The organism is Streptomyces nigrescens, assembly GCF_027626975.1.
In the GTDB taxonomy this organism is placed as follows: Bacteria; Actinomycetota; Actinomycetes; order Streptomycetales; family Streptomycetaceae; genus Streptomyces; species Streptomyces nigrescens.
The window spans coordinates 3,171,947-3,194,625 of the sequence record NZ_CP114203.1; the positions used below are offsets into that span (position 1 = coordinate 3,171,947).

Genomic DNA, 22,679 nt, shown 5'->3' on the forward strand with positions numbered 1-22,679 from the left:
CCGATGCCGCCCGCCGCGCCGCAGGGCATGCCGCCACAGACGCCGCCCGCCCAGCAGCAGCCCGCCCAGCAGCCGGCACCGGAGCAGCCCGCGCCCGCCAAGGAGGCCGGGACGATGATGCTGCAGGCCCAGGCGGCGCCCGGGCAGCCCGCGCCCGCCAAGGAAGCGGGCACGATGATGCTGCAGGCCCAGGGCCAGCCGCCCGCTCAGGGGCAGGCGCCCCAAGCGCAGGCCCCGGCTCAGGGCGGGCAGGCACCCGCGCCGGCCCAGGGCCAGGCCCCCGCGCAGCCCGCCCCGGCCAGGGAAGCCGGGACGATGATGCTCCAGGCCCAGCAGTACCCCGAGCCGCGGCCGCTCGCGGCGCACGGGCCGGGCAAGGAAGCGGGCACGATGATGCTCCAGGCCCAGGCGCCCGCCCAGGCCCAGGCGCCCGTCCAGGCACCGGCACCGCCCCAGGCCCAGGCACCGGCCCAGCCCCAGCAGCCCCAGAACCAGCCGCAGCAGCCGCCGGCCCAGCCGCACCCCCAGCAGTCGTTCGCCGGTGCGGGCGGCTACGTCTCGTCCATCCCCGTGCGCCCCACCCACCTCGGCCATGCGCTGCTCTCCGAGTGGACGAAGATCCGCTCGGTGCGCTCGACGATGTGGACACTGGGCGTGATGGTCCTGCTGACCGTGGGCATCGGTCTGCTGACGGGCGCGGTCATCGCCGGGCACAGCGACTCGCTCGGCCCCGAGTCACCGCTGAACTACGGCACCTTCGGCATGATGATGGGCCTGATCCCCCTGATCACGCTGGGCGTGCTGGTGATCTCCTCCGAGTACAGCACCGGAATGATCCGCACGACCCTCACGGCGAGCCCGGCCCGCGCCCGGGTCCTGACCGCCAAGGCGATCGTCTTCTTCGCCCTGAGCTTCGTCGTCACCCTGGTGACCACGACCGTGGTGGCCGTCGCGCAGTACTCCATGCTCAGCGACATGGCCAAGAGCGCACCGACCGGCGCGGAATGGTTCAAGGCCACGGTGGGTGTGAGCCTCTTCACCGCCATGATCGGGCTGCTCGCGCTGGCCGTCGGTGCCCTGCTGCGCCACTCCGCGGGCGCGATCACCCTCATGGTCGGCGTCTACCTGCTGCCGTTGGTGCTGGCGATCTTCATGCAGGCGGAGAGCCTCAAGGACATCCAGACCTGGCTGCTGGAGTACGCGCTGCCCAGCCAGCTCAACGTGATGTACGACGTCGCCCTGACCTCGTCCGGCCCGTCCGGCTGGGAGCCCCTGTGGATCGTCACGGGCCTCGCGGCCGTCACCCTCGGGTCCGCCTACGCGGTCATCCACAAGCGCGACGTCTGAGACAGCCCGCCCCTAGTAGCGGGGCGCATTCCGGGACCGCTGGAGCCGCGCGCTCCGGCGGTCCCGTGCGTTCCAGCACGCCTTGTGCCAGTGCCGGCGGTCGTCGACATCGCCGTGCTGCGGCCAGGCGACGACATGCGGCACCCCAGGCGGGATCTCCTGGTCGCAGCCGGGGCAGCGGTAGTGCTTGGCGGCGCCGCCGCCCCCGACCATCCGGACGACCCACTCCTCGCCGCGCCACTCCTCGGTACGTTCCAGGCCGTAGCGGTCACCGCCCATGCGGTCAACGGGCTTCGCGCCGCCGTGCTGGCGGTTTCGACGCGGGGACACAGAGCACCTCGGAGAGTTACGGGGTCACGGGCTGTCACCAGCGTACGCGGCGCGGTCACGGCCGAACGCCCCTCGCCAGGATTCTGCGATCATCAGGAAATTTACCGTCAGGCCGTGCCCTTGGCACGTGTCACACGTTGTTGCCTGTAAGGGGGAGTCGCGTCGGCTGCGAGGAGGCAGAGAGCGATGCGCGTTGGGGCTTTCATCCTGGCCGCTCAATTCCCCGGTCAGGGACAGGGGGAAGCACTGCACCGCGCGGTGCGCTCCGCGGAGGTCGCGGAGGAGGCCGGACTCGACGATGTCTGGCTCGCGGAACACCACTTCGTACCGTACGGCGTCTGCCCGAATGCGGTGACGCTGGCCGCGCTGCTGCTGGGGCGGACCCGCCGGATCGGTGTCGGGACAGCGGTGAGCGTGCTGCCGACCCAGCATCCGGTAGCGCTCGGTGAGCAGGCGGCGTTGCTGCACCTCACCTCCGACGGCCGGTTCACGCTCGGCGTCGGCCGGGGCGGGCCCTGGATCGATCTGGAGGTCTTCGGCTCCGGGCTCGCCGCCTACGACCACGGCTTCCCGGAGTCACTCGATCTGCTGATGCGCTGGCTGCGGGAACCCCGGGTCGGCGCGCAGGGCGAGCGCTATGCGTTCCGGGAGGTGGCGGTGGTGCCCCGGCCGGCCGAGGCACTGACCGATCCGGACGGATCCGGCCCGCCGGGCCCGCCGGTGGTGGTGGCCTGCACCTCCGCCTCGTCGGTCCGGACTGCCGCCGAGCGCGGACTCCCGATGCTGCTGGGGATGCACTGCGGCGACGAGGAGAAGGCGGAGATGGTCGCGCTGTGGCGGTCGGCCGCCCTGGAGGCCGGCCGGGACGGCGACGAGGTGGCCGCGGCCGCGCACGTCTCGGCAGGCGTGGTGCAGATCGCCGACGACCGCCAGGCGGCGGCGGAGACCCTCATGAAGGCGATGCCCGGCTGGCTGCAGCAGGGCCTGGGGGCGCATGTGACGGTCGACGGCCGCTATCGCGCGATGCGTGATCCGCTGGCCTATACGGAGCTGCTGTGCGGGCTGCATCCCGTCGGCCCGCCGCAGCTGTGCGCCGACCGGCTGGCGGCGACCTCGGAGCGTACGGGCATCACACGGTTCGCGCTGCTCGTCGAGGGCTCCGGCGACCTCGCGGCGACGGAGGAGAACGTACGCCGACTGGGCACGGAGGTCCTGCCCCAGCTGGGGTGACCGGTCCGGGTACGGCGGCCGCCTGCGGCTGCCGGGGACGGGTTGACCGTGCCTGTCGTGCGGTGGGCCTGTCGTGCGGTGGTGCGGTGGCGCCGTACTCGGAGGTCGGCGTGCTGTGGGTGGTGCTGCCGCTGGCGCACCGGCACGGTGCGTATCACAACCGTGTGCGGGCAGCGGCAGCAACTCCGTTCAGCAGTCGCGGAGTTCGGGCGACTGGTTCAGCAGCTGACCGCGGATGGACGTGAAGCGGGCCAGACGGTCGTCCACCGCCGGGTCGAGCGGGAAGACCGCGACCCGGTGGCAGTTCTGAAAAGCGAGCCGCACACCGAAGTGGCGCTCGAGCGAACCACGGATGGCGTCACTCGCCAGCGCGCGCAGCAGCTGGCCGCGCGCCTGCTCGTCCGGCGGCGGCGTCTGATTGTCGGCGAACTCTCCGCCGTCCACCTTCAGCTGGGCCACCAGAGAGCTGATCATCCCCCATGCGAAGGGCAGGGAGGTCCGGACGCAGTCGACAAATGCGGCTTCGTCGACCTCGCCTCGCTCGGCCTGTTCGAGGAGGGCCGGTGAGACGTCGAGCGACATGAGGTTCTCCTCTCGCGGCCCCGCCGGGACGGACGGGGCCTAGGGACGGGACAAGGGGCTTTGCGACGGAGCGTGTTCGCCTCACAACCCCCCGCTTCAACGGTATGCCGCGCAAGAGGCCCGCACCAGGAGATTGCACATACAACCGGCCATTGGCGAACGCCGGGGGTGCGGGGATTTCCCCCGTAAAGGCACCGTGATCCAGGGCGAATCGCGTAGGTGGCCCCTGGTCGAGTAGCGTGACGCCCCATGCGTCTCGTCATCGCCCGCTGCTCCGTGGACTACGCGGGCCGGCTCACCGCCCACCTCCCTTCCGCCCCTCGCCTCATCCTGGTGAAGGCGGACGGCTCCGTCTCCATTCACGCGGACGACCGGGCCTACAAACCCCTCAACTGGATGTCGCCGCCCTGCACTCTCAAGGAGGGCGACGGTGATGTGTGGACGGTCGAGAACAAGGGCGGGGAGAAGCTCATCATCACCCTTGAGGAGGTCATGCACGACTCCTCGCACGAGCTCGGCGTCGACCCGGGCCTCATCAAGGACGGTGTGGAGGCCCACCTCCAGGAGCTGCTCGCGGACCGGATCGAAACCCTTGGGGAGGGATACTCCCTGATTCGGCGTGAATACCCCACTGCCATTGGCCCGGTGGATATCTTGTGCCGGGACGCCGACAACCAGACCGTCGCGGTCGAGATCAAGCGACGTGGTGAGATCGACGGTGTCGAGCAGCTCACCCGCTACCTCGAACTCCTCAACCGCGACCCGCACTTGGCGCCGGTGAAGGGTGTCTTCGCGGCTCAGGAGATCAAGCCGCAGGCGCGGGTACTGGCCACCGACCGCGGTATCGGCTGCGTCGTGCTGGACTACGACGCCCTGCGCGGCATCGAGGACGACAAGCTCCGCCTGTTCTGACCCCGCCGGCCCTTCAGAGGCGGCACACAGCGCAACGGCCCGGCAGATGACCGGGCCGTTGCGCTGTTCCGTGCTGCGCCGCTTCCTGCGGGGCCGTCAGGTGACCGGGGCACTCTCCGTGCCGGAGGAGGTGGCCGTAGCGTCCGACGGGGTGCCGCCGGAGGGAGTCGTCCCGGACGTACCGCTCGCGGAGGGGCTGCCGGCCGACGGGCCGGAGGCGGACTGCGAGGGGCTCTGGGTGCTCGGCTTGTCCGTCGGCTCCTCGCTGGGCGTCGGACCCGTCGGCGTGGAGTCGGTCGGCTCGTCCGTCGGCGTCGGGTCGGTCGGCTCGTCCGTCGGCGGGTGCGTGGGGCGGGTCGGCCGGCCGGTGGGGCTGGTGGGCCGCTCGGTCGGCTCCGTCGGGCCGGCCGTCGGGTCCGCCGACCCGGTGCCGGGGGCGCTGGGCGAGCCGCTGGGGGCGGTTCCGCTGGGCGACGGGGACGGGCGGTCCGACTGGCCGGCGGTGCCGGGCCGGGACGTGCCGGGGCCGGTGGGCGGCAGGCTGGAGTCCGTGGCGGGCTGTTCGGCCGGCAGGTCGGTGCCGTCGCTGTCGTCCGTGGTCTGTTCCGTGTTGACCTTGTCGTTGGGGGTGTCGTCGCCGCCCGTCGCCCCGATGGTGACGACGGTGCCGAGGACGGCTGCCAGCAGCGCACCGGCGCCCGCGGCCACGACATTGCGCCGCGCCCCGCCGAAGACCCGCCGGACGCCCTTGCCGGCTCCGGCACCGCTGTCGGTCGCGGCCGGGACGCCCGTGGTGGCGGTCGTCGAAGAAGCACCCCGGGCGATGAGCGTCTGCGCGGTCTGCTCGGTGCGCGACTTGCGCAGCTTCGGGGCCGAGGCGGCGTCGAAGGGATTGGCGGCCGGTTCCTTCGGTGCGTCCCGCCGCGATGCGGAGGCCGCGCCCGCCGCCTGGGGCAGGGCCGTGGTGGCCGCTGCCGCGGAGTCGGCCCGCGTACGGTCGGTGACCAGCGCCAGGGCGCGCCGGCCGGCCACCGCGCCATTGCGGTCGGAGAGCACCCCGCGCAGCCCGATGGACGCCTCCAGTTCGGCGCGCGCCCGGTCGAGGTTGCCGGTGCACAGGGCCAGCACTCCCAGCTCGTGGTGGAAGTAGGCCTCCTCGGCGACCTCACCGGCGAGCCGCGCGGCCTCCTGGCCGTGCCGCAGGCTGCGCTCCCAGGCGCTCCAGTGCAGTGCCGCGGCGAACGCCGGGGCGGCCGTACGGGCGAGCAGCACGGCCGCGCTGGCGTGCCCGCTCTCCCGGCTGCCGGTCAGTACGCCCATCGCGGCCAGCGCCACATCGGACTCGGCGGCGGCCCGCTCGGGCGTCACCGAGGGGTGCCCGGCCCACCAGGCGTAGTGCTGGGCGACGGTGTGGGCCCGTGCGGGGGCGCCGTCCGCGTAGCCGGCCGCCGTCAGCTGGTCCTGGACGGTGGCGGCGAGCCGGTAGTGGCTGCCGGCCGGGGTGATCAGGCCGCAGGCCAGCAGCTCGCCGAGGGCGGCGTCGGCGTGGGTGTCCTGGGTGAGGGCCGGCAGATGCGCCTGGTGCGGCAGCTCGCCGCCGAGGGCGACGGCGAAGCGCAGGGTCTCCCGGGCGGCCTCGGTCAGCCGCGAGGCGAGCAGCGGGGCGGGAGCGGCGGCCTCGCCGAGGGACGGCAGCGGCACCTCCGGCTGCTCGGCGGGCTCGGCGTCCTCGGCGGCCGGGTCGGCCGTGGCCTGACCGTCCTCGGGGAAGAGGCCGTAGCCGTCGTCGAGGGCGCCCGGTGCGGCCCGCAGCCGGTCGTACTGCCGCAGCAGGGCGGCGGCCTGGACGAACCGCAGGGGCAGCCCCTCGGACTCGAACCAGAGGTCGGCGGCCCAGGACTCCTCGTCGTCGGTGAGCGGCCGGTCCACGGCGCGCTCCAGCAGCCGGCCGCAGGCGCCGCGGCCGATGCCGCCGAGGAAGACCTCTTCGAGGTGCGAGCCGGCGCTGGGGGCCGCGACGTCGGGGGTGGCGGCGATCAGGAAGGCGCATTCGGGGGTGGCGTCGAGCAGCTCGTCGAGCGCGGCGCCGCCGAATTCCAGGTCGTCCAGGACGACGATCGCGCCGATCTCGGCGACCATGCGCAGCATCTCGGCCCGCTCGGGGCGGTGCTGCGGGGCCCGGTAGACGGCCGCGAACAGCGCGTACAGCAGGTCGGTGGAGGTGTGGTGGTAGCCGGAGAGCCGGACGACGCCGTCGGGGGCGAGGTCGGCGCAGGCGGTGGCGACGGCGTCCAGCAGCCGGGTGCGGCCGGAGCCCGAGGGGCCGGTGACGCGGACGGAACGGCCGCGGGAGAGCAGCCGGACCAGGCGCTCGGTGTCCTCGGTGCGCTCTTCGAGTGCGGTCTCGTGGCCGGCGAATCCGGACGGGCCCGGCGGCAGCGGGGGTGCGGCGGCGCGGGCGGCCGCGGCGCGTTCCTCCGGGTCGAGCCTGCCGGGGGCGGCGGGGCGCTCACCGGGCGGGCAGGGCTCTATTTCGCTGCCGTCGACGGGGTTGACGGTGACGAGGTAGGGGCCCGAGACGAGCCGGACGACACGGGCGAGCCCCGTGGAGCCGCTCTGCGCGCCGCCGAACGCGGGGGCCGGTGGCTCGGCAGGGCTGCCCTGCTCGCCGTACTCCTCGGGTCCCCGGTGGGTGTTCGGGTCCATGCTGCAAGCTCCCAGATGCTTCGTTCCGCTCCGCCTCCGCCAGGCGTCCTCGGCCCAGGAGTCGGAACGGCGTGCCGACTGCGCTTCCGGCCGTCCGCACTCCCCCGGCTCCGGCAGGTCGTCCTCAGCCGTCGCGTCTGGTCCGGTACCCGCCGCGGATGATGGCATACGGGCGGGAACCGAACCTTAGACCTGCACAGCGGGCGGACGCACTGCCGGGGGCCGGTCCTGACCGGAACTTCCGGGATTGTGCGGTATCCCGCGCTTTACGACATTTCCGTCGCTCAGCTCTGCATCTTTCGGCACTCTTTGTCCTGCAAGCCTGATCGCCCCGGGGGCGCCGTGAGGCCGTCGGGCGGCGCACCGCCCTTGCCTCACACCCGGGGAATCGATTCCGCTTCGATACCGCCCTCGATCGCGAGGATGCGGTGCAGCCTCGTGGCGACCAATAGGCGCTGCATCTGGGGCGGCACTCCGCGCAGCACCAGCCTGCGGTTGACCCGGCCGGCGCGACGGTGCGCGCCCATGATCACGCCGAGGCCGGTGGCGTCCCAGGAATCCAGCTCGGTCAGGTCCAGCACGAGATCGCCCCGACCGGAGTCGACGGCGGCGTGCAGGGCCGTACGGGCGTCCGCCGCGCTGCGGACGTCAAGGCGGCCCCCGACGACCAGCTCGGCGTGGTCGCCCCTGATGTGCATATGCGCTCCCCGGTGTCATGGGTGGTGATGCCTGGACGTCTACAGATCTGACTGCCTCTCGCGCGGCGAAGTTGCCGCCTGTAAGCGAACCGATACCGAATTCACCCCACAGGGTGACGCCATCAGGCCGATGGGCCTGACGCGGTATCAGTGCTCGTAGAAGCCCTGCCCACTCTTGCGTCCGATATCGCCCGCATCGACCATCCGACGCATGATCTCCGGCGGTGCGAACTTCTCGTCCTGGGACTCGGTGTAGATGTTGTCGGTGGCGTGCAGCAGGATGTCGACGCCCGTCAGGTCGGCGGTGGCCAGCGGTCCCATCGCGTGGCCGAAGCCCAACTTGCAGGCGGTGTCGATGTCCTCGGCGCTGGCCACGCCGGATTCGTAGAGCTTGGCGGCCTCGACGACCAGCGCCGAGATCAGGCGGGTGGTGACGAAGCCGGCCACATCGCGGTTGACGACGACACAGGTCTTGCCGACCGACTCGGCGAACTGCCGGGCGGTGGCGAGGGTTTCGTCGCTGGTCTTGTAACCGCGGACCAGCTCGCACAGCTGCATCATCGGCACCGGCGAGAAGAAGTGCGCACCGACGACCCGCTCGGGGCGGGAGGTGGCCGCGGCGATCTTGGTGATCGGGATGGCGGAGGTGTTGGAGGCCAGCACCGCCTCCTCCTTGACCAGCTTGTCCAGCGCCTGGAAGATCTCCCGCTTGATCTCGATCCGCTCGAAGACGGCCTCGACGACGATATCGGCGTCGGCGACGGCCTCCAGGTCGGTCGTGGTGGTGATGCGGGCCAGCGCCTGCTCGGCGTCGGACGCCGCCAGCTTGCCCTTGGCGACGAACTTCTCGTACGAGGCCTCGATGCCACCCTTGCCCCGGGCCAGCGCCTCGTCCGTCACATCGCGGAGGACCACGTCCCAGCCCGCCTGGGCGGAGACCTGCGCGATACCGGACCCCATGAGTCCGGCGCCGATGACGGCGAGCTTCTTTGCCACTGCTGTCCCCTCACACCCTGTGCATTTGACGGTCCTGGGTGACGTTAGCGGTCGTGAGCGATCCTTTGGAGGGGAAGAGATGCGCGTCACGTCTCAGATGACGGACGTCACACTCGCGAGGTGTGCGCCCGTGGGACCTATCCGGACAGTCCGCCGTCAGTCGGCCGTCCGTACGGCGTAGTTGAGGACCTTTTCGCCCAGTAGCTCTTCCATCTCGTCGAGCAGGACCAGGGCCTCCCGGGAGACCTCGGCGGGCTTGCGGCCGTCGAGCATCTCGTGTGCGATCCACCCCATCAGACTCTGGTGCACCCAGCTGATCTGGCCGGCCATCAGGCCCGGCAGCGGATCGCCGGCCGCGGCGCCGGTCTCCTCCCGGAGTGTTTCCTCCAGGTTGAGGTGGATCTCCTGCTGCATGTACCAGAGGCGCGCCTTGAGGGTGGGCGCCCCGTGCACCACCCGCATGAACTGGTCGTAACCCTCGATCAGACCGACCCTCGGCGAGACCGCCTCGACCTCTTCGCGCAGTTCCCGCAGCACGGCGGAGGCCGCGGACTCGCCCGCCGTCCGGCCCCGTACGAAGCGCGAGAGGCGGTCCACGAGGCCCTTGCTCCGGTCGAAGAAGAGGTCCTCCTTGGCCGGGAAGTAGTTGTAGACGGTGTTGACGGAGACCTCGGCCGCGTCGGCGATCTCCGCGATGGTCACCGCATCGAAGCCGCGCGCCAGGAACAGGCCGGTGGCCACGTCCGAGATGTACTGGCGGGTCTGCCGCTTCTTCCGCTCCCTGAGTCCCTCTGCCATGCCCTCACCCTATCCCTCGATGGGCACACTGTATTTTTGGGTACGTTGCAATTTTTAAGTCCCTCTGTTTTTCTGTGGGCATGCCAGTCCTCAGCGCGTCCGGACTCGCCCGGACCTTCACCACCAAGCGCGGCGCCGTCGAGGCCGTCCGCGGTATCGATCTCACCGCCGAGCGCGGCGAGATCCTCGGCTTCCTCGGCCCCAACGGCGCCGGGAAGACCACCACTCTGCGGATGCTCACGACCCTGCTGGCGCCTACCGGCGGCACCGCGACCGTCGCCGGCTGCGACCTCGTCCGCGACCCGGCGGGCGTACGACGCGCCTCCGGCTACGTCGCCCAGTCCGGCGGCGTCGACCCCCACGTCTCGGTCCGCGAGGAGCTGGTCACCCAGGCCCGCCTCTACCGCCTCGGCAAGGCCGAAGCCCACGCCCGTACCGAGGAGTTGGCCGCCGACCTGGGCCTCGACGGGCTGCTCGACCGCAGGACCGCCACCCTCTCCGGCGGCCAGCGGCGGCGGCTGGACATCGCGATGGGGCTCACCCACCGTCCCCAGGTGCTCTTCCTCGACGAGCCCACCACCGGGCTCGACCCGGGCAGCCGCGCCGACCTGTGGGAGCTGGTCCGCCGGATCCGCGCCGAGCACGGCACCACCGTCTTCCTGACCACCCACTACCTCGACGAGGCCGATGCGCTGGCCGACCGGCTGGTGATCGTCGACAAGGGTGTGGTGGTCGCGGAGGGCACCCCGGAGGCCCTCAAACGCGCCCATGCCGGCTCCCCCGACGCCTCCCTCCAGGACACCTTCCTCGCCATCACCGGGCGCGGTGCCACGCCCCACGACCAGGCCCCCGTCGCCGTCTAGGAGCTCCCCTTGTCCACCCTGCTCTCCGACATCGCGCTGATCTTCGGGCGGTACGCCCGCCAGACGCTGCGCTCCAAGCTCCAGATGCTCTTCGGCGTGCTGATGCCGCTGCTGTATCTGCTCTTCTTCGGTCCGCTGCTGACCGATCTGCCGCTGTCCTCGTCCGGCAGCTCCTGGCAGGTGCTGGTGCCCGGGCTCCTGCTCCAACTCGCCCTGTTCGGGGCCTCGTTCTGCGGTTTCGGCATCATCGTCGAGAAGCAGTACGGGGTCGTGGAGCGGATGCGGGTGACGCCGGTGAGCCGGCTGGCGCTGCTGCTGGGACGGGTGCTGCGCGACGCCCTGCTGTTCGTCTTCCAGGCGGTGCTGCTGGTGCTGGCCGCGCTGGCCATGGGACTGCGCGCACCCCTGCCCGGCATCCTCATCGGCTTCGCGTTCGTCGCCGTGCTGACCGTGGCGCTGGCCTCGCTGTCGTACGCGCTGGCGCTGAACGTCAGCACCCCGCAGGAGTTCGGGCCGGTCATCAACGCCGTCACCATGCCCTCGATGCTGCTGTCCGGGCTGATGCTGCCGATGGCGCTGGGGCCCAAGTGGCTCGATGTGCTCTCGCACTTCATGCCGTTCCGCTATCTCGTGGACGCGGTCCGCGCGGCCTTCGTCGGCTCCTACGCCTCCTCGGCCATGCTCTACGGCGTGCTGGTGGCGGTCGCGTTCGCCGCACTGTCCGTGACCTATTGCACCCGGGCTTTCCGCAGGTCCGCGGCGTAGGCTCGCTCCTATGGTGAATCTGACGCGCATCTACACCCGCACCGGCGACAAGGGCACCACCGCCCTCGGCGACATGAGCCGTACCGCCAAGACCGACGCACGGATCGCGGCGTACGCGGACGCCAACGAGGCCAACGCGGCGATCGGCGTGGCCCTGGCGCTCGGCTCGCTCCCCGAGGACGTCGCCACGGTGCTGCTGCGGGTGCAGAACGACCTGTTCGATGTCGGCGCGGACCTGTCGACGCCGGTGGTGGAGAACCCTGAATTCCCGCCGCTGCGCGTCGAGCAGGGCTATATCGACAAGCTGGAGGCCGACTGCGACCGCTTCCTCGCGGAGCTGGAGAAGCTGCGCAGCTTCATCCTCCCCGGCGGTACCGCCGGCGCCGCGCTGCTGCACCAGGCGTGCACGGTCGTCCGCCGCGCCGAGCGCTCCACCTGGGCGGCCTTCGAGGAGCACGGCGAGACGATGAACCCGCTCACCGCCACCTACCTCAACCGCCTCTCCGACCTCCTGTTCATCCTGGCCCGTACGGCCAACAAGGAGGTCGGGGACGTGCTGTGGGTGCCGGGCGGCGAGCGCTGACCGGGCCCAGGGGGCCTCTCCCCTAGCGCAGCGTCTTCTGCGGTGGCCGGTCCGCTTCCCCGGTGACGGCGGTCCGGCCCGGGTCCTTCTTCTGCCAGATGAGGTAGCTGAGCGCGATCACCCCGTGGAGGGCGACGATCCGCAGCGTGGTGAGCTGCCACTCGTGCAGCGACCCGGTGTCGCCGCCGTCACCGACGTACCAGATCGCGATCTGCAGCAGCGCCGCGGCGACCACGGCCATCGCCACCGTGCGCACCCACAGCTTCCCCTCGTGCTGGGCGCGGGCGAGTCCGTAGCGCGGCGCCTTGACCGGCGGCGGGCCGCCCGCGAAGCGGTGCGAGAAGTGTCCGTCGACCCACTTGATCGTGTAGTGGCCGTAGGCGACCGTGAAGCCGATGTAGACGGCGGCCAGGCCGTGCTTCCAGTCCGCCGGCGCCCCGTTCTTCAGGTCGATCGCCGTGACGATCAGCAGGATCAGCTCCAGCAGCGGCTCCATCAGCAGCACCGCTGCTCCGCTGCGCGGCATCCGTGCCAGGTAGCGCAGTGCCAGACCGACCGCCAGCAGTACCCAGAAGCCGACTTCGCAGGCGACGATCAGCACGACGATCACGGCTGTCTCCTTTCAGACCTTCCACCGAACACCTCAAGCCTTCCAGCGGCCGCCGGCCGGTTCCTCGTCGCACGCGATGATCCGGGACTGCATCTTTCGATGTAGCGCAGGCCGTACGGGGATGACCCGGACGTGGAGGCAGCGGTCCCCGGCGCCGTGTTTGATGGTGGGGTGACCGCCAGACCCCGCGCCGCCGTCGGCCGCCCGCCCCGCTTCGACGTGCTCATCGCGGGCGGCGGGCTGCTCGGCGGACTGCTGCTCTGGACACTGGATCTGCACGGCGGTCCCCCGCGCCTGGGACTGCCCGCCGCACTGACCCTGGTCTCGCTCACCACCATGTCGGCGGCGGAACTGATGCGCCGTACGGCCCCGATGGCGGCGCTGGCCCTCGCGGTGCCGGCGCTGGCGCTGGACCTCTGCGCCGGCACCCTGGTCGCCACCGTCCTGATGTTCACGGACGTGGTCTATGCGGCGGTGCTCTACGGCCCGGCGCCCGTGGCCCGCCGGATCCCGCCGCACTCCGTCCTGGTGACGGTCCTGGCGGCCATCGCGCTGGCCGCACTGTGGCAGAAGCCGCAGGTCGTGATGGCCGTCATCGGTATCGCGCTGATCACCATCGCCCCGGCCTGGACCGGCATCATGCTCCGCAACCACCGCGACGCCGCCCAGGCCGCCCGGCTGCGGGCCGAGCAGATCGCGCTGCTGGCCGAGCGGGACCGGGACCGGGCGGTGGCCGGCGAGCGGGCGCGGATGGCCCGCGAACTGCACGACATGGTCGCCAACCATCTGTCCGCCATCGCGATCCACTCCACCGCGGCACAGGCCATCGACGACCCGGCGGCGACCCGGGAGGCGCTCGGGGTGATCCGGGAGAACAGCGTGCAAGGTCTGGCCGAAATGCGCCGTCTGATCGGGCTGTTGCGGGGCCCGAGGACGGCCGAAGGGGACGCGGAGCCCGCCGCGACCCCCACCCTCGACGGACTGGAAGCGCTGATCGAGCAGGCCCGTACGAGCGGCAGGAGCAGCGGGCTGGCCTTTGTACTGGAGGACGCCCGGAGCCCGACCGGCCCCGGGACCGGGCCGCATCGGGCGGCGCCGGCCGAGCTGGCCGCCTACCGCATCGTCCAGGAGTCCTTGACCAACGCCCTCAAGCACGCCGCGCCCGGCGAGGTGCTCGTCCGCCTCGCCCAGGACCGCGGCGGGGCCCTCACCGTCGCCGTCCGCAGCCCGTTCGCCGACCGCCCCGGCCCCCGGGCGCCCGGCACCGGCACCGGTCTGGTCGGGATGCGGGAGAGAGCCGCCCTGCTGGGCGGAGCCTTCGAGGCCGGTCCGGAGAGCGGGCCGGCCGGCAGAGTCTGGCTGGTGCGGGCGGCGTTGCCCGCCGCCGGGGAGGAAGTACGACGATGACAGGTGCCGACGCACAGCCGATCCGGGTTCTCGTCGCCGAGGACCAGTCCGCCGTACGGGCCGGTCTGGTCCTCATCCTGCGCTCCGCCCCCGACATCGAGGTCGTCGGGGAGGCGGAGGACGGCGCGGAGGCGGTACGGCTCGCCCGCGAGCTGCGCCCTGACCTCGTCCTCATGGACATCCAGATGCCCCGCCTCGACGGGGTCTCCGCCACCCGCCAGGTGGTCGCCGAACAGCTGGCGGATGTGCTGGTGCTGACCACCTTCGACCTGGACGAATATGTCTTCGGGGCGCTTCGGGCGGGCGCCGCGGGCTTTCTGCTCAAGGACAGTGACGCGGCCGCGCTGCTGACCGCGGTGCGCACCGTGGCGTCCGGCGAGGGGCTGATCGCACCGGCGGTGACCCGGCGGCTGATCGCGGAGTTCGCGAGCCCGCGGACGGCGGGGCGGCCCGCGCGCAGCGGTGCCGGGCCGGACCGGGCGGTCCTGGACGCGCTGACACCGCGCGAGCTCGAAGTGCTGGGATGTCTGGGGCGGGGCCTGTCGAACGCCGATATCGCGCTACGGCTGGCGATGGCGGAGGCCACCGTGAAGACCCATGTCAGCCGGCTGCTGGCAAAGCTGGAGCTGCGCAGCCGGGTACAAGCGGCCGTACTGGCACAGGAGTTGGGGGTGGACGGGCCGTAGGGGGTGGATGGGCCGTAGGGGGCGGCCGAACACATCCCGTAGGGGACACACGGCCCCCTTCGGGGCCACAATGCGGCGGGGGCCGAGGCTATTCCCGGGGCCCCCTCGGTTCAGGTCGGTTCAGGCCACATTGACTCTCTGCCCTGGCGGCGCCGCCTCCAGCCAGGCGAGGAAGCCGGTGAGTGCGTCCTCGCTCATCGCCAGTTCCAGGCGGGTGCCGCGGTGCCGGCAGGCCAGCACGAGGGAGTCGGAGAGCAGCGCCAGCTCCTCCTCACCCTGGGGGGTGCGGCGCTCCAGGACCTCGATGGCGGAGCGCTCCAGGAGGTGGCGGGGCCGGGGCGCGTACGAGAACACCCGGAACCACTCGATCCGGTCTCCGTTGTAGCGGGACACGCCGTAGATCCAGCCCTTGCCACCGGCCTCGTTCTCCGGGACGTTCCAGCGCAGGCTGCAGTCGAAGGTGCCACCGGACCGCTGGATGAGCCGCCGCCGCAGTCCGAAGACGAACAGCCCCAGCAGTACCAGCACCACGACGATGCCGCTCACAAGCAGAGCGAGGAACATCTCGACCGACCTCCTCGCCTCGATGGGGGTCCCCCCGCGCCGTTCGGGCGCGAGGGACGGAAACGCACCTGCATTGCCTCAGCCGCGGGCCGCTCCGGAGAATTCCGGGCAGCCCGCGGCTGAGGATCGATCTCGTCGGTGGCGGGGCTCAGTGAACGCCCGTCACCGCACGCAGCCGGACATCGGCGCGACGCTCGGCGGCCGCGTCAGCGTCCGACTTCGCTCGCTCCAGGGCCCGCTCCGCGCGCTGGACATCGATCTCGTCCGACAGTTCCGCGATCTCCGCGAGCAGAGACAGCTTGTTGTCGGCGAAGGAGATGAAGCCGCCGTGCACGGCGGCGACGACGGTGCCGTCCCCGCTCTCGCCGGTCGTACGAATCGTCACCGGGCCCGACTGCAGCACGCCGAGCAGCGGCTGATGTCCGGGCATGACGCCGATGTCGCCCGACGAGGTGCGCGCGACGACCAGGCTGGCCTCGCCGGACCAGACCTGACGGTCCGCGGCGACCAACTCGACGTGCAGCTCAGCCACGATGGCTCCTCGGGTCTCCACCTGCCTGGCATGGCAGATGTTGGGTCAAATACTAGTGGTCGTACGGGCCGGGGGCGGCCAGGGCCGCCCCCGGGACCGGTGCCGGGGTCAGGAGACGCCCAGCTCCTTGGCATTGGCCTTCAGGTCCTCGATGCCACCGCACATGAAGAACGCCTGCTCGGGGAAGTGGTCGTAGTCGCCGTCCGCGATCGCGTTGAACGCGGTGATCGACTCGTCGAGCGAGACGTCCGAGCCGTCGACACCGGTGAACTGCTTCGCCACGTGGGTGTTCTGCGACAGGAACCGCTCGATACGACGGGCGCGGTGGACGGTGAGCTTGTCCTCCTCGCCGAGCTCGTCGATACCCAGAATCGCGATGATGTCCTGGAGGTCCTTGTACTTCTGCAGGATCGTCTTGACGCGCGAGGCGCAGTCGTAGTGCTCCTGCGTGATGTAGCGGGGGTCCAGGATCCGGGACGTCGAGTCCAGCGGGTCGACCGCCGGGTAGATGCCCTTCTCCGAGATCGGGCGCGACAGAACGGTCGTCGCGTCCAGGTGGGCGAAGGTGGTGGCCGGCGCCGGGTCGGTCAGGTCGTCCGCGGGGACGTAGATCGCCTGCATCGAGGTGATCGAGTGACCACGCGTCGAGGTGATGCGCTCCTGGAGGAGACCCATCTCGTCGGCCAGGTTCGGCTGGTAACCCACCGCGGAGGGCATACGGCCGAGCAGGGTCGACACCTCGGAACCCGCCTGGGTGTACCGGAAGATGTTGTCGATGAAGAAGAGCACGTCCTGCTTCTGCACATCGCGGAAGTACTCCGCCATGGTCAGACCGGCCAGGGCGACGCGGAGACGGGTGCCCGGGGGCTCGTCCATCTGACCGAAGACCAGCGCGGTCTTGTCGATGACGCCGGAGTCCGTCATTTCCTCGATGAGGTCGTTGCCCTCACGGGTGCGCTCGCCGACACCGGCGAACACCGACACACCGTCGTGGTTGTTGGCCACACGGTAGATCATTTCCTGGATCAGAACGGTCTTGCCGACACCGGCACCACCGAACAGACCGATCTTTCCACCCTTGACGTACGGGGTGAGCAGGTCGATGACCTTGACGCCGGTCTCGAACATCTCGGTCTTGGACTCGAGCTGGTCGAAGGACGGGGCCTTGCGGTGGATGGGCCAGCGCTCGGTGACCTCGACCGTGGACGGGTCCACGTTCAGGATCTCGCCGAGGGTGTTGAACACCTTGCCCTTGGTGACATCGCCGACCGGGACGGTGATCCCGGCGCCGGTGTCGGTCACCGGGGCCTGGCGGACCAGACCGTCGGTGGGCTGCATCGAGATCGCACGGACCAGGCCCTCGCCCAGGTGCTGGGCAACTTCGAGGGTCAGGATCTTCTTCGCCCCGGCCTCGGCCGGGTCGGCGACCTCGACGGTCAGCGCGTTGTAGATCTCCGGCATCGCGTCGACGGGGAACTCCACGTCGACGACCGGGCCGATGACCCGGGCGACGCGGCCCGTGGCGGCGGCCGTCTCAACAGTGGTCGTCATTACTTGTCACTCCCCGCGGTCGCGTCGGCCAGGGCGCTGGCGCCACCGACGATCTCGCTGATTTCCTGGGTGATTTCGGCCTGTCGGGCCGCGTTGGCAAGCCGCGAGAGCGACTTGATGAGCTCTTCTGCGTTGTCGGTCGCCGACTTCATCGCACGACGCGTGGCGGCGTGCTTGGAGGCGGCGGCCTGCAGGAGGGCGTTGTAGATCCGCGACTCGACGTACCGCGGAAGCAGGGCGTCGAGGACGTCCTCGGCCGACGGCTCGAAGTCGAACAGCGGAAGGATCTCGCCCTTGGCCGTTTCCTCCGACTCCGCCAGCGTCTTGTCGAGGCTGAGCGGCAGCAGACGGTCGTCGATCGCCGTCTGCGTCATCATCGAGATGAACTCGGTGGTGACGATGTGGAGTTCGTCCACCCCGCCCTCGGCAGTGTCCTGCTGGACAGCGCCGATCAGCGGTGCGGCGATCGCCTTGGCGTCCGCGTACGTCGGGTTGTCGGTGAAACCGGTCCACGACTCCACGACCTTGCGCTCGCGGAAGCTGTAGTACGACACACCCTTGCGCCCGACGATGTAGGCGTCGACCTCTTTGCCCTCGGCCTTGAGCCGCTCGGTGAGCTGCTCGGCGGCCTTGATGACGTTGGAGGAGTAGCCGCCGGCCAGACCGCGGTCGCTCGTGATGAGCAGCACCGCGGCCCGCGAGGGCTGCTCCGCCTCCGTCGTCAGCGGGTGCTGGGTGTTCGAGCCCGTGGCAACCGCTGTCACCGCGCGGGTCAGTTCACTCGCGTACGGCGTCGACGCCGCCACCTGGCGCTGCGCCTTGACGACGCGCGAGGCGGCGATCATCTCCATCGCCTTGGTGATCTTCTTGGTCGCGGTGACGGAGCGGATGCGACGCTTGTAGACCCGGAGCTTGGCTCCCATGGATCAGGTCCCTTCCGTCGTCACTTGCTGGTGCCGGCCGGGGCGTCCTCGCCGAGCAGCTTGCCGTCCGAGGTCTCGAACTGCCGCTTGAAGCCTTCGACGGCCTCGGCGATCGCGCCGATGGTGTCGTCGGACATCTTGGCGCCCTCGCGGATGCTGGTCAGGAGGTCCTTCTTCTCCCGGTGCAGGTGGTCGAGGAGCTCCCGCTCGAAGCGGCGGATGTCCTCGACCGGCACGTCGTCCATCTTGCCGTTGGTGCCGGCCCAGATGGAGACGACCTGGTCCTCGGTCGCGTACGGCGAGTACTGAGGCTGCTTGAGCAGCTCGGTCATCCGCTTACCGCGCTCCAGCTGCTGCTTGGAGGCCGCGTCCAGGTCGGAACCGAAGGCGGCGAACGCCTCCAGCTCGCGGTACTGGGCGAGGTCCACACGCAGACGGCCGGAGACCTGGCGCATGGCCTTGTGCTGGGCCGAGCCACCGACACGGGAGACGGAGATACCCACGTTCAGCGCGGGACGCTGGTTCGCGTTGAAGAGGTCCGACTCCAGGAAGCACTGGCCGTCGGTGATGGAGATGACGTTGGTCGGAATGAACGCCGACACGTCGTTCGCCTTGGTCTCGACGATCGGGAGGCCGGTCATCGAGCCGGCGCCCATCTCGTCGGAGAGCTTGGCGCAGCGCTCCAGCAGACGCGAGTGCAGGTAGAAGACGTCGCCCGGGTAGGCCTCACGGCCCGGCGGACGGCGCAGGAGCAGGGACACGGCGCGGTAGGCGTCGGCCTGCTTCGAAAGGTCATCGAAGATGATCAGGACGTGCTTGCCCTGGTACATCCAGTGCTGGCCGATGGCCGAGCCGGTGTAGGGCGCCAGGTACTTGAAGCCCGCCGGGTCGGACGCCGGGGCGGCGACGATGGTGGTGTACTCCAGGGCGCCGGCCTCCTCCAGCGCACCGCGCACGGACGCGATGGTGGAGCCCTTCTGGCCGATGGCGACGTAGATGCAGCGGACCTGCTTCTTCGGGTCGCCGGTGCGCCAGTTGTCGCGCTGGTTGATGATCGTGTCGACGGCCAGGGCGGTCTTGCCGGTCTGGCGGTCACCAATGATCAGCTGACGCTGGCCACGGCCGATCGGCACCATGGAGTCGACGGCCTTGTAGCCGGTCTCCATGGGCTCGTGGACCGACTTACGGACCATGACGCCCGGGGCCTGCAGCTCCAGGGCGCGGCGGTCCTCGGACTCGATCTCGCCGAGGCCGTCGATCGGGTTGCCCAGCGGGTCGACGACGCGGCCGAGGTAGCCCTCGCCCACGGCGACCGAGAGCACCTCACCGGTGCGCTGCACCGGCTGGCCCTCCTCGATGCCGCTGAACTCACCGAGGACCACCGCACCGATCTCGCGCTCTTCCAGGTTCAGCGCAAGACCGAGCGTGCCGTCCTCGAACTTCAGCAGCTCGTTCGCCATCGCCGAGGGAAGGCCCTCGACCTTCGCGATGCCGTCTCCGGCCTCGCTTACCGTGCCGACCTCCTCGCGCGAGGCCGCGTCCGGCTTGTACGCCTGGACGAAGTTCTCCAGCGCGTCCCGGATCTCCTCCGGCCGGATCGTGAGCTCCGCCATCTGGGTTCCCTGCTCTCCTTGTTGGGCCCGAAGTTACTTGCGGGTGTCCGGGGGGGCTGTCCCCCGGGGGGTTTCCGCTTACGGCCCAACTCGGGCCGCCGTCATGCTTGTGCTGGTCCCCGGGGCTTCTTCCGGACCTCAGCCGGACCTCGTGGTCCGGCCGGCGGGTCCGGCGCCTGACCGCCGGTTGTGCAGCTCTTGAGTTGGTGTGGCTGGGTCAGCCGGCCATCCGCCGGGCCGCCTCGTCGAGGCGCTCCGCGATGGTCCCGTTGATGACCTCGTCGCCGATCCGGACCTGGACTCCGCCGAGGACCTCGGGGTCCACGTCGAGGTTCAGGTGGACCTGCCGTCCGTACAGCTGCGCCAGGGAAGCGCCCAGGCGCTGCCGCTGCCCTTCGCTGAGGGGCACCGCGGAGGTGACCACCGCGACCATCCGGTCCCGGCGGCTCGCCGCCAGCTTGGAGAGGGCGTCGAGCCCCGCTTCCAGGCTACGGCCCCGCGGCTGTGCGACAAGACGGATCACGATGCGCTCGGTGACCGGGTTGGCCCGGCCGCCCAGCAGCGCATGCAGCAGCTCCGTCTTGGCCGCTACCGTCGCGTTCCGGTCGGTCAGCGCACCGCGCAGCTCGCTGTTGGAGCCGACGATCCGGCCGAACCGGAAGAGCTCGTCCTCGACGTCGTCGAGCTGGCCGGTCCGCTGCGCGGCGACCAGGTCGGCGCTGTAGGCCAGCTCCTCGAGCGCGTCCGTCAGGTCGCGCGAACGCGACCAGCGGGCGCGGACCATGCCGGACACCAGGTCGACGGTCGGGCCGCCCACCTGGGTGCCCAGCAGTCGTCCGGCCAGTTCGGCACGCGCCTCGGCGGCCTGCGCCGGGTCGGTCAGGACCCGACGCAGCGACACCTCGCGGTCGAGCAGAGCGGTGACGGCAGCCAGCTCCTCGGCGAGCTTCGCGGCGTCGACGGAGGTGTCGTCCGTCAGCGCGTTGAACTGCTCGCGTGCGGAGGCGAGTGCCTCGCGGCTCGCTCCGTTCATCGTCCGGCCTCAGCCTTCGTCGCGTCCGACGCCGCCTTGGCCTCGACGTCGTCGAGGAAGCGGTCGATGGTCCGGCTCTGCCGGGCGTGGTCCTCAAGGGACTCCCCGACGAGCTTGCCGGCCAGGTCGACGGCGAGCTTGCCCACGTCCTGGCGCAGTGCCTGCGCGGCCTGCTTCCGGTCCGCCTCGATCTGGGCGTGACCGGCAGCGATGATCTCCTCACGCTGCCGCTGGCCCTCGGCGCGCATCTCAGCGATGAGCGTCGCGCCCTGCTCCTGCGCCTCCTGGCGCAGTCGCGCGGCCTCGTGGCGGGCGTCAGCCAGCTGTGCCCGGTAGTCCGCGAGCACCTGCTGAGCCTCGGCCTGATTCGCCTCGGCTTCCTCCATGCGGCCTTCGATGAGCTGCCGGCGCTCTTCCAGAACCTTGTTGATGTTCGGGAGGAGCTTCTTGGCCAGGATGCCGAAGACGATGAAGAAAGCGATCAGGCCGATGACCAGCTCTGGAATCGGCGGGATCAGGGGGTTCTGAGGAACCTCCGCCGCCATGTTGAAGCCCAGGGCGTTCACATCAATGCCTTCCGTCGGTGATTGCAGCAGTCCGTCAGGCCTTGAAGAGGAAGCCCATGACGATGCCGATCAGGGCGAGCGCCTCACAGAAGGCGAAACCCATGATCTGGTTGGTGCGGATCAGGCCGGCGGCCTCGGGCTGACGGGCCAGGGCCTGGGTGCCGTTACCGAAGATGATGCCGACGCCGACGCCGGGGCCGATCGCGGCGAGGCCGTAACCGATCGAACCGAGGTTGCCGGTGACGCCGGCGGCGAGGTTGACAGTCTCGAGAGCAGCGGACATGCCGTTACTTCCTTCTCTTTCACGGACCGGTGGGGGTTGGCCACCGGGCGTCTATAGGGGCGGGGAAAGCGGGGGCTCAGTGGTTCTCGGCGAGCGCGCCCTGGAGGTAGTTCGCGGTCAGGAGCACGAAGACGTACGCCTGCACGGCCTGGATGAACAGCTCGAACGCGGTCAGCAGGATGGTCATGATGAACGAGGCGCCGGCGTAGACGACGCCGATGCCGTTCAGCAGGTACCAGGTACCGATCGTGAACATCAGCAGCAGCAGGTGGCCGGCGAACATGTTCGCGAAGAGCCGGACCGCGTGAGTGAAGGGCCGGATGATCAGGTTCGAGAGGAGCTCGATGACGATCAGCATCGGCAGGACCGCGCCGAGCGACTTGTCGTAGCCGCTGAAGTTCTTCAGCGCACCGACGAAGCCGTGCCTCTTGAAGGTCAGGGTGACCCACGTGATGTAGACGATGGCGGCCAGACCGGCCGGGAAGGCGATGACCGACGTCACCGGGAACTGGGCGACCGGAATGATCGACCAGATGTTCATGATCCAGACGAAGAAGAACAGCGAGACGATGAAGGGGACGTACTTCTCGCCCTCCTTCTTCCCGAGGGCGTCATAGACGATCCCTCGGCGCACGAAGTCATAGCCCGCTTCGCCGATCATCTGCAGCTTGCCCGGGACCACCTTGGCCTTGCCGAACGCCGCCCAGAAGAACCACACGACCACGACGGTGCTGAGCAGCGCCAGCAGCATGATCTTGTTGAACTCGAAGCCGTTGATGGTGAACAGCGGCTTGAAGACGAACGAATGAAGCCCGGGAGCAGGGAAGCCGCACCCGGAAAAGATGTGGCAGTCGGTCTCGAAGGCGAGCATCGTTTCAGCACTCACCGCGAGCTCCTTCAGCGTGGCGCATGGGTACGGCAACCTCGTTGTGTCGGCGCGGCGTTGAGCCACGGAGCGGCACTGGACTGGTCTTACGGATTAGGGGGCGGCTGGCGGGCGCTGGGCCCGGCCACATCACAGGCATCGGCCGCGGAAACCGCCCGTTCCATCGAGTGGAACTCGGGAGCTCAGCCGCCTGCGCCAACTGTGCCGCAGTTGGA

The 22,679-nt window shown here is 70.5% G+C and carries 24 protein-coding genes; 8 read left to right on the top strand and 16 right to left on the bottom strand.

Going from position 1 to position 22,679, the window contains the following annotated elements; genetic code table 11:
- Window positions 1-393 precede the first annotated feature (393 nt).
- On the top strand, window positions 394-1,347 hold the full coding sequence (locus STRNI_RS14155; RefSeq protein ID WP_381844626.1) for an ABC transporter permease: 954 nt from the start codon (window positions 394-396) through the stop codon (window positions 1,345-1,347).
- A 12-nt stretch (window positions 1,348-1,359) separates the two neighbouring features.
- Here STRNI_RS14155 and STRNI_RS14160 read toward each other — a convergent pair whose 3' ends face one another.
- Complete coding sequence (locus STRNI_RS14160; RefSeq protein WP_026169239.1) at window positions 1,360-1,677, bottom strand: hypothetical protein; 318 nt, start codon at window positions 1,675-1,677, stop codon at window positions 1,360-1,362.
- A 186-nt stretch (window positions 1,678-1,863) separates the two neighbouring features.
- Between STRNI_RS14160 and STRNI_RS14165 the strand changes: the two genes are divergently transcribed.
- Window positions 1,864-2,907, top strand: coding sequence for an LLM class flavin-dependent oxidoreductase (locus tag STRNI_RS14165; protein WP_026169240.1), 1,044 nt, complete (start codon window positions 1,864-1,866; stop codon window positions 2,905-2,907).
- Window positions 2,908-3,096: 189 nt separating this feature from the next.
- Here the strand turns inward: STRNI_RS14165 and STRNI_RS14170 are convergent, their stop codons facing one another.
- Window positions 3,097-3,489, bottom strand: a complete 393-nt coding sequence (locus tag STRNI_RS14170) for an SCO5389 family protein (protein WP_018087370.1) — start codon at window positions 3,487-3,489, stop codon at window positions 3,097-3,099.
- A gap of 249 nt (window positions 3,490-3,738) precedes the next feature.
- Here STRNI_RS14170 and nucS point away from each other — a divergent pair, with 249 nt between their 5' ends.
- Window positions 3,739-4,401 carry an endonuclease NucS gene (gene nucS, locus STRNI_RS14175; RefSeq protein ID WP_018087371.1) on the top strand — a complete coding sequence of 221 codons (663 nt, stop codon included), beginning with the start codon at window positions 3,739-3,741 and terminating at the stop codon, window positions 4,399-4,401.
- A gap of 96 nt (window positions 4,402-4,497) precedes the next feature.
- Here nucS and STRNI_RS14180 read toward each other — a convergent pair whose 3' ends face one another.
- The 4 genes from STRNI_RS14180 to STRNI_RS14195 all read right to left on the bottom strand — a co-directional run bounded on the left by STRNI_RS14180 (window position 4,498) and on the right by STRNI_RS14195 (window position 9,599).
- Entirely contained in the window at window positions 4,498-7,107 is a 2,610-nt protein-coding gene (locus tag STRNI_RS14180; RefSeq protein WP_266450328.1) for an ATP-binding protein, read from the bottom strand.
- 374 nt (window positions 7,108-7,481) lie between these two features.
- Window positions 7,482-7,805 carry an STAS domain-containing protein gene (locus STRNI_RS14185; protein ID WP_018087373.1) on the bottom strand — a complete coding sequence of 108 codons (324 nt, stop codon included), beginning with the start codon at window positions 7,803-7,805 and terminating at the stop codon, window positions 7,482-7,484.
- 147 nt (window positions 7,806-7,952) lie between these two features.
- A complete protein-coding gene (locus tag STRNI_RS14190) occupies window positions 7,953-8,801 on the bottom strand; it encodes a 3-hydroxyacyl-CoA dehydrogenase family protein (RefSeq protein WP_109892609.1) in 849 nt (282 codons plus the stop codon).
- 156 nt (window positions 8,802-8,957) lie between these two features.
- On the bottom strand, window positions 8,958-9,599 hold the full coding sequence (locus STRNI_RS14195; RefSeq protein ID WP_018087375.1) for a TetR/AcrR family transcriptional regulator: 642 nt from the start codon (window positions 9,597-9,599) through the stop codon (window positions 8,958-8,960).
- An 80-nt stretch (window positions 9,600-9,679) separates the two neighbouring features.
- Here STRNI_RS14195 and STRNI_RS14200 point away from each other — a divergent pair, with 80 nt between their 5' ends.
- Genes STRNI_RS14200 through STRNI_RS14210 form a run of 3 tightly spaced genes read left to right on the top strand, consistent with a single transcriptional unit; the run spans window position 9,680 to window position 11,810 of the window.
- A complete protein-coding gene (locus STRNI_RS14200; protein WP_109892605.1) occupies window positions 9,680-10,462 on the top strand; it encodes an ABC transporter ATP-binding protein in 783 nt (260 codons plus the stop codon).
- A gap of 9 nt (window positions 10,463-10,471) precedes the next feature.
- Window positions 10,472-11,227 (top strand): ABC transporter permease, encoded by a 756-nt coding sequence (locus STRNI_RS14205; RefSeq protein WP_277411355.1) that lies wholly within the window; start codon window positions 10,472-10,474, stop codon window positions 11,225-11,227.
- Window positions 11,228-11,237: 10 nt separating this feature from the next.
- Complete coding sequence (locus STRNI_RS14210; RefSeq protein WP_266450323.1) at window positions 11,238-11,810, top strand: cob(I)yrinic acid a,c-diamide adenosyltransferase; 573 nt, start codon at window positions 11,238-11,240, stop codon at window positions 11,808-11,810.
- Between the two features lie 22 nt (window positions 11,811-11,832).
- Here the strand turns inward: STRNI_RS14210 and STRNI_RS14215 are convergent, their stop codons facing one another.
- On the bottom strand, window positions 11,833-12,420 hold the full coding sequence (locus tag STRNI_RS14215) for a hypothetical protein (RefSeq protein WP_159486153.1): 588 nt from the start codon (window positions 12,418-12,420) through the stop codon (window positions 11,833-11,835).
- 171 nt (window positions 12,421-12,591) lie between these two features.
- On the opposite strand from STRNI_RS14215, the gene STRNI_RS14220 reads away from it, so the two are divergent.
- Together STRNI_RS14220 and STRNI_RS14225 are read left to right on the top strand one after the other, a co-directional pair.
- Window positions 12,592-13,827 (top strand): sensor histidine kinase, encoded by a 1,236-nt coding sequence (locus tag STRNI_RS14220; protein ID WP_272595476.1) that lies wholly within the window; start codon window positions 12,592-12,594, stop codon window positions 13,825-13,827.
- The gene (locus tag STRNI_RS14225) at window positions 13,824-14,513 is read left to right on the top strand and encodes a response regulator (RefSeq protein ID WP_109892603.1); all 690 of its coding nucleotides are present in this window, start codon (window positions 13,824-13,826) and stop codon (window positions 14,511-14,513) included. The genes STRNI_RS14220 and STRNI_RS14225 overlap by 4 nt, the downstream gene beginning before the upstream one ends.
- Before the next feature lie 120 nt (window positions 14,514-14,633).
- Here the strand turns inward: STRNI_RS14225 and STRNI_RS14230 are convergent, their stop codons facing one another.
- The 9 genes from STRNI_RS14230 to atpB all read right to left on the bottom strand — a co-directional run bounded on the left by STRNI_RS14230 (window position 14,634) and on the right by atpB (window position 22,449).
- Complete coding sequence (locus STRNI_RS14230; protein WP_018087382.1) at window positions 14,634-15,077, bottom strand: DUF2550 domain-containing protein; 444 nt, start codon at window positions 15,075-15,077, stop codon at window positions 14,634-14,636.
- A 148-nt stretch (window positions 15,078-15,225) separates the two neighbouring features.
- Window positions 15,226-15,609, bottom strand: a complete 384-nt coding sequence (locus tag STRNI_RS14235; RefSeq protein WP_018087383.1) for a F0F1 ATP synthase subunit epsilon — start codon at window positions 15,607-15,609, stop codon at window positions 15,226-15,228.
- A gap of 108 nt (window positions 15,610-15,717) precedes the next feature.
- The gene (gene atpD / locus STRNI_RS14240; protein WP_018087384.1) at window positions 15,718-17,160 is read right to left on the bottom strand and encodes a F0F1 ATP synthase subunit beta; all 1,443 of its coding nucleotides are present in this window, start codon (window positions 17,158-17,160) and stop codon (window positions 15,718-15,720) included.
- Window positions 17,160-18,083, bottom strand: a complete 924-nt coding sequence (locus STRNI_RS14245; RefSeq protein WP_018087385.1) for a F0F1 ATP synthase subunit gamma — start codon at window positions 18,081-18,083, stop codon at window positions 17,160-17,162. Before STRNI_RS14245 ends, atpD begins: the two co-directional genes overlap by 1 nt.
- A gap of 20 nt (window positions 18,084-18,103) precedes the next feature.
- Window positions 18,104-19,696, bottom strand: a complete 1,593-nt coding sequence (atpA, locus tag STRNI_RS14250) for a F0F1 ATP synthase subunit alpha (RefSeq protein ID WP_018087386.1) — start codon at window positions 19,694-19,696, stop codon at window positions 18,104-18,106.
- Between the two features lie 217 nt (window positions 19,697-19,913).
- Window positions 19,914-20,729 carry a F0F1 ATP synthase subunit delta gene (locus STRNI_RS14255; protein ID WP_018087387.1) on the bottom strand — a complete coding sequence of 272 codons (816 nt, stop codon included), beginning with the start codon at window positions 20,727-20,729 and terminating at the stop codon, window positions 19,914-19,916.
- On the bottom strand, window positions 20,726-21,295 hold the full coding sequence (locus tag STRNI_RS14260) for a F0F1 ATP synthase subunit B (RefSeq protein ID WP_018087388.1): 570 nt from the start codon (window positions 21,293-21,295) through the stop codon (window positions 20,726-20,728). The genes STRNI_RS14255 and STRNI_RS14260 overlap by 4 nt, the downstream gene beginning before the upstream one ends.
- Before the next feature lie 34 nt (window positions 21,296-21,329).
- Window positions 21,330-21,578: an ATP synthase F0 subunit C gene (gene atpE, locus STRNI_RS14265; RefSeq protein ID WP_018087389.1), complete on the bottom strand. Its 249-nt coding sequence runs from the start codon at window positions 21,576-21,578 to the stop codon at window positions 21,330-21,332.
- A gap of 76 nt (window positions 21,579-21,654) precedes the next feature.
- The gene (gene atpB / locus STRNI_RS14270; protein ID WP_018087390.1) at window positions 21,655-22,449 is read right to left on the bottom strand and encodes a F0F1 ATP synthase subunit A; all 795 of its coding nucleotides are present in this window, start codon (window positions 22,447-22,449) and stop codon (window positions 21,655-21,657) included.
- Window positions 22,450-22,679 lie beyond the last annotated feature (230 nt).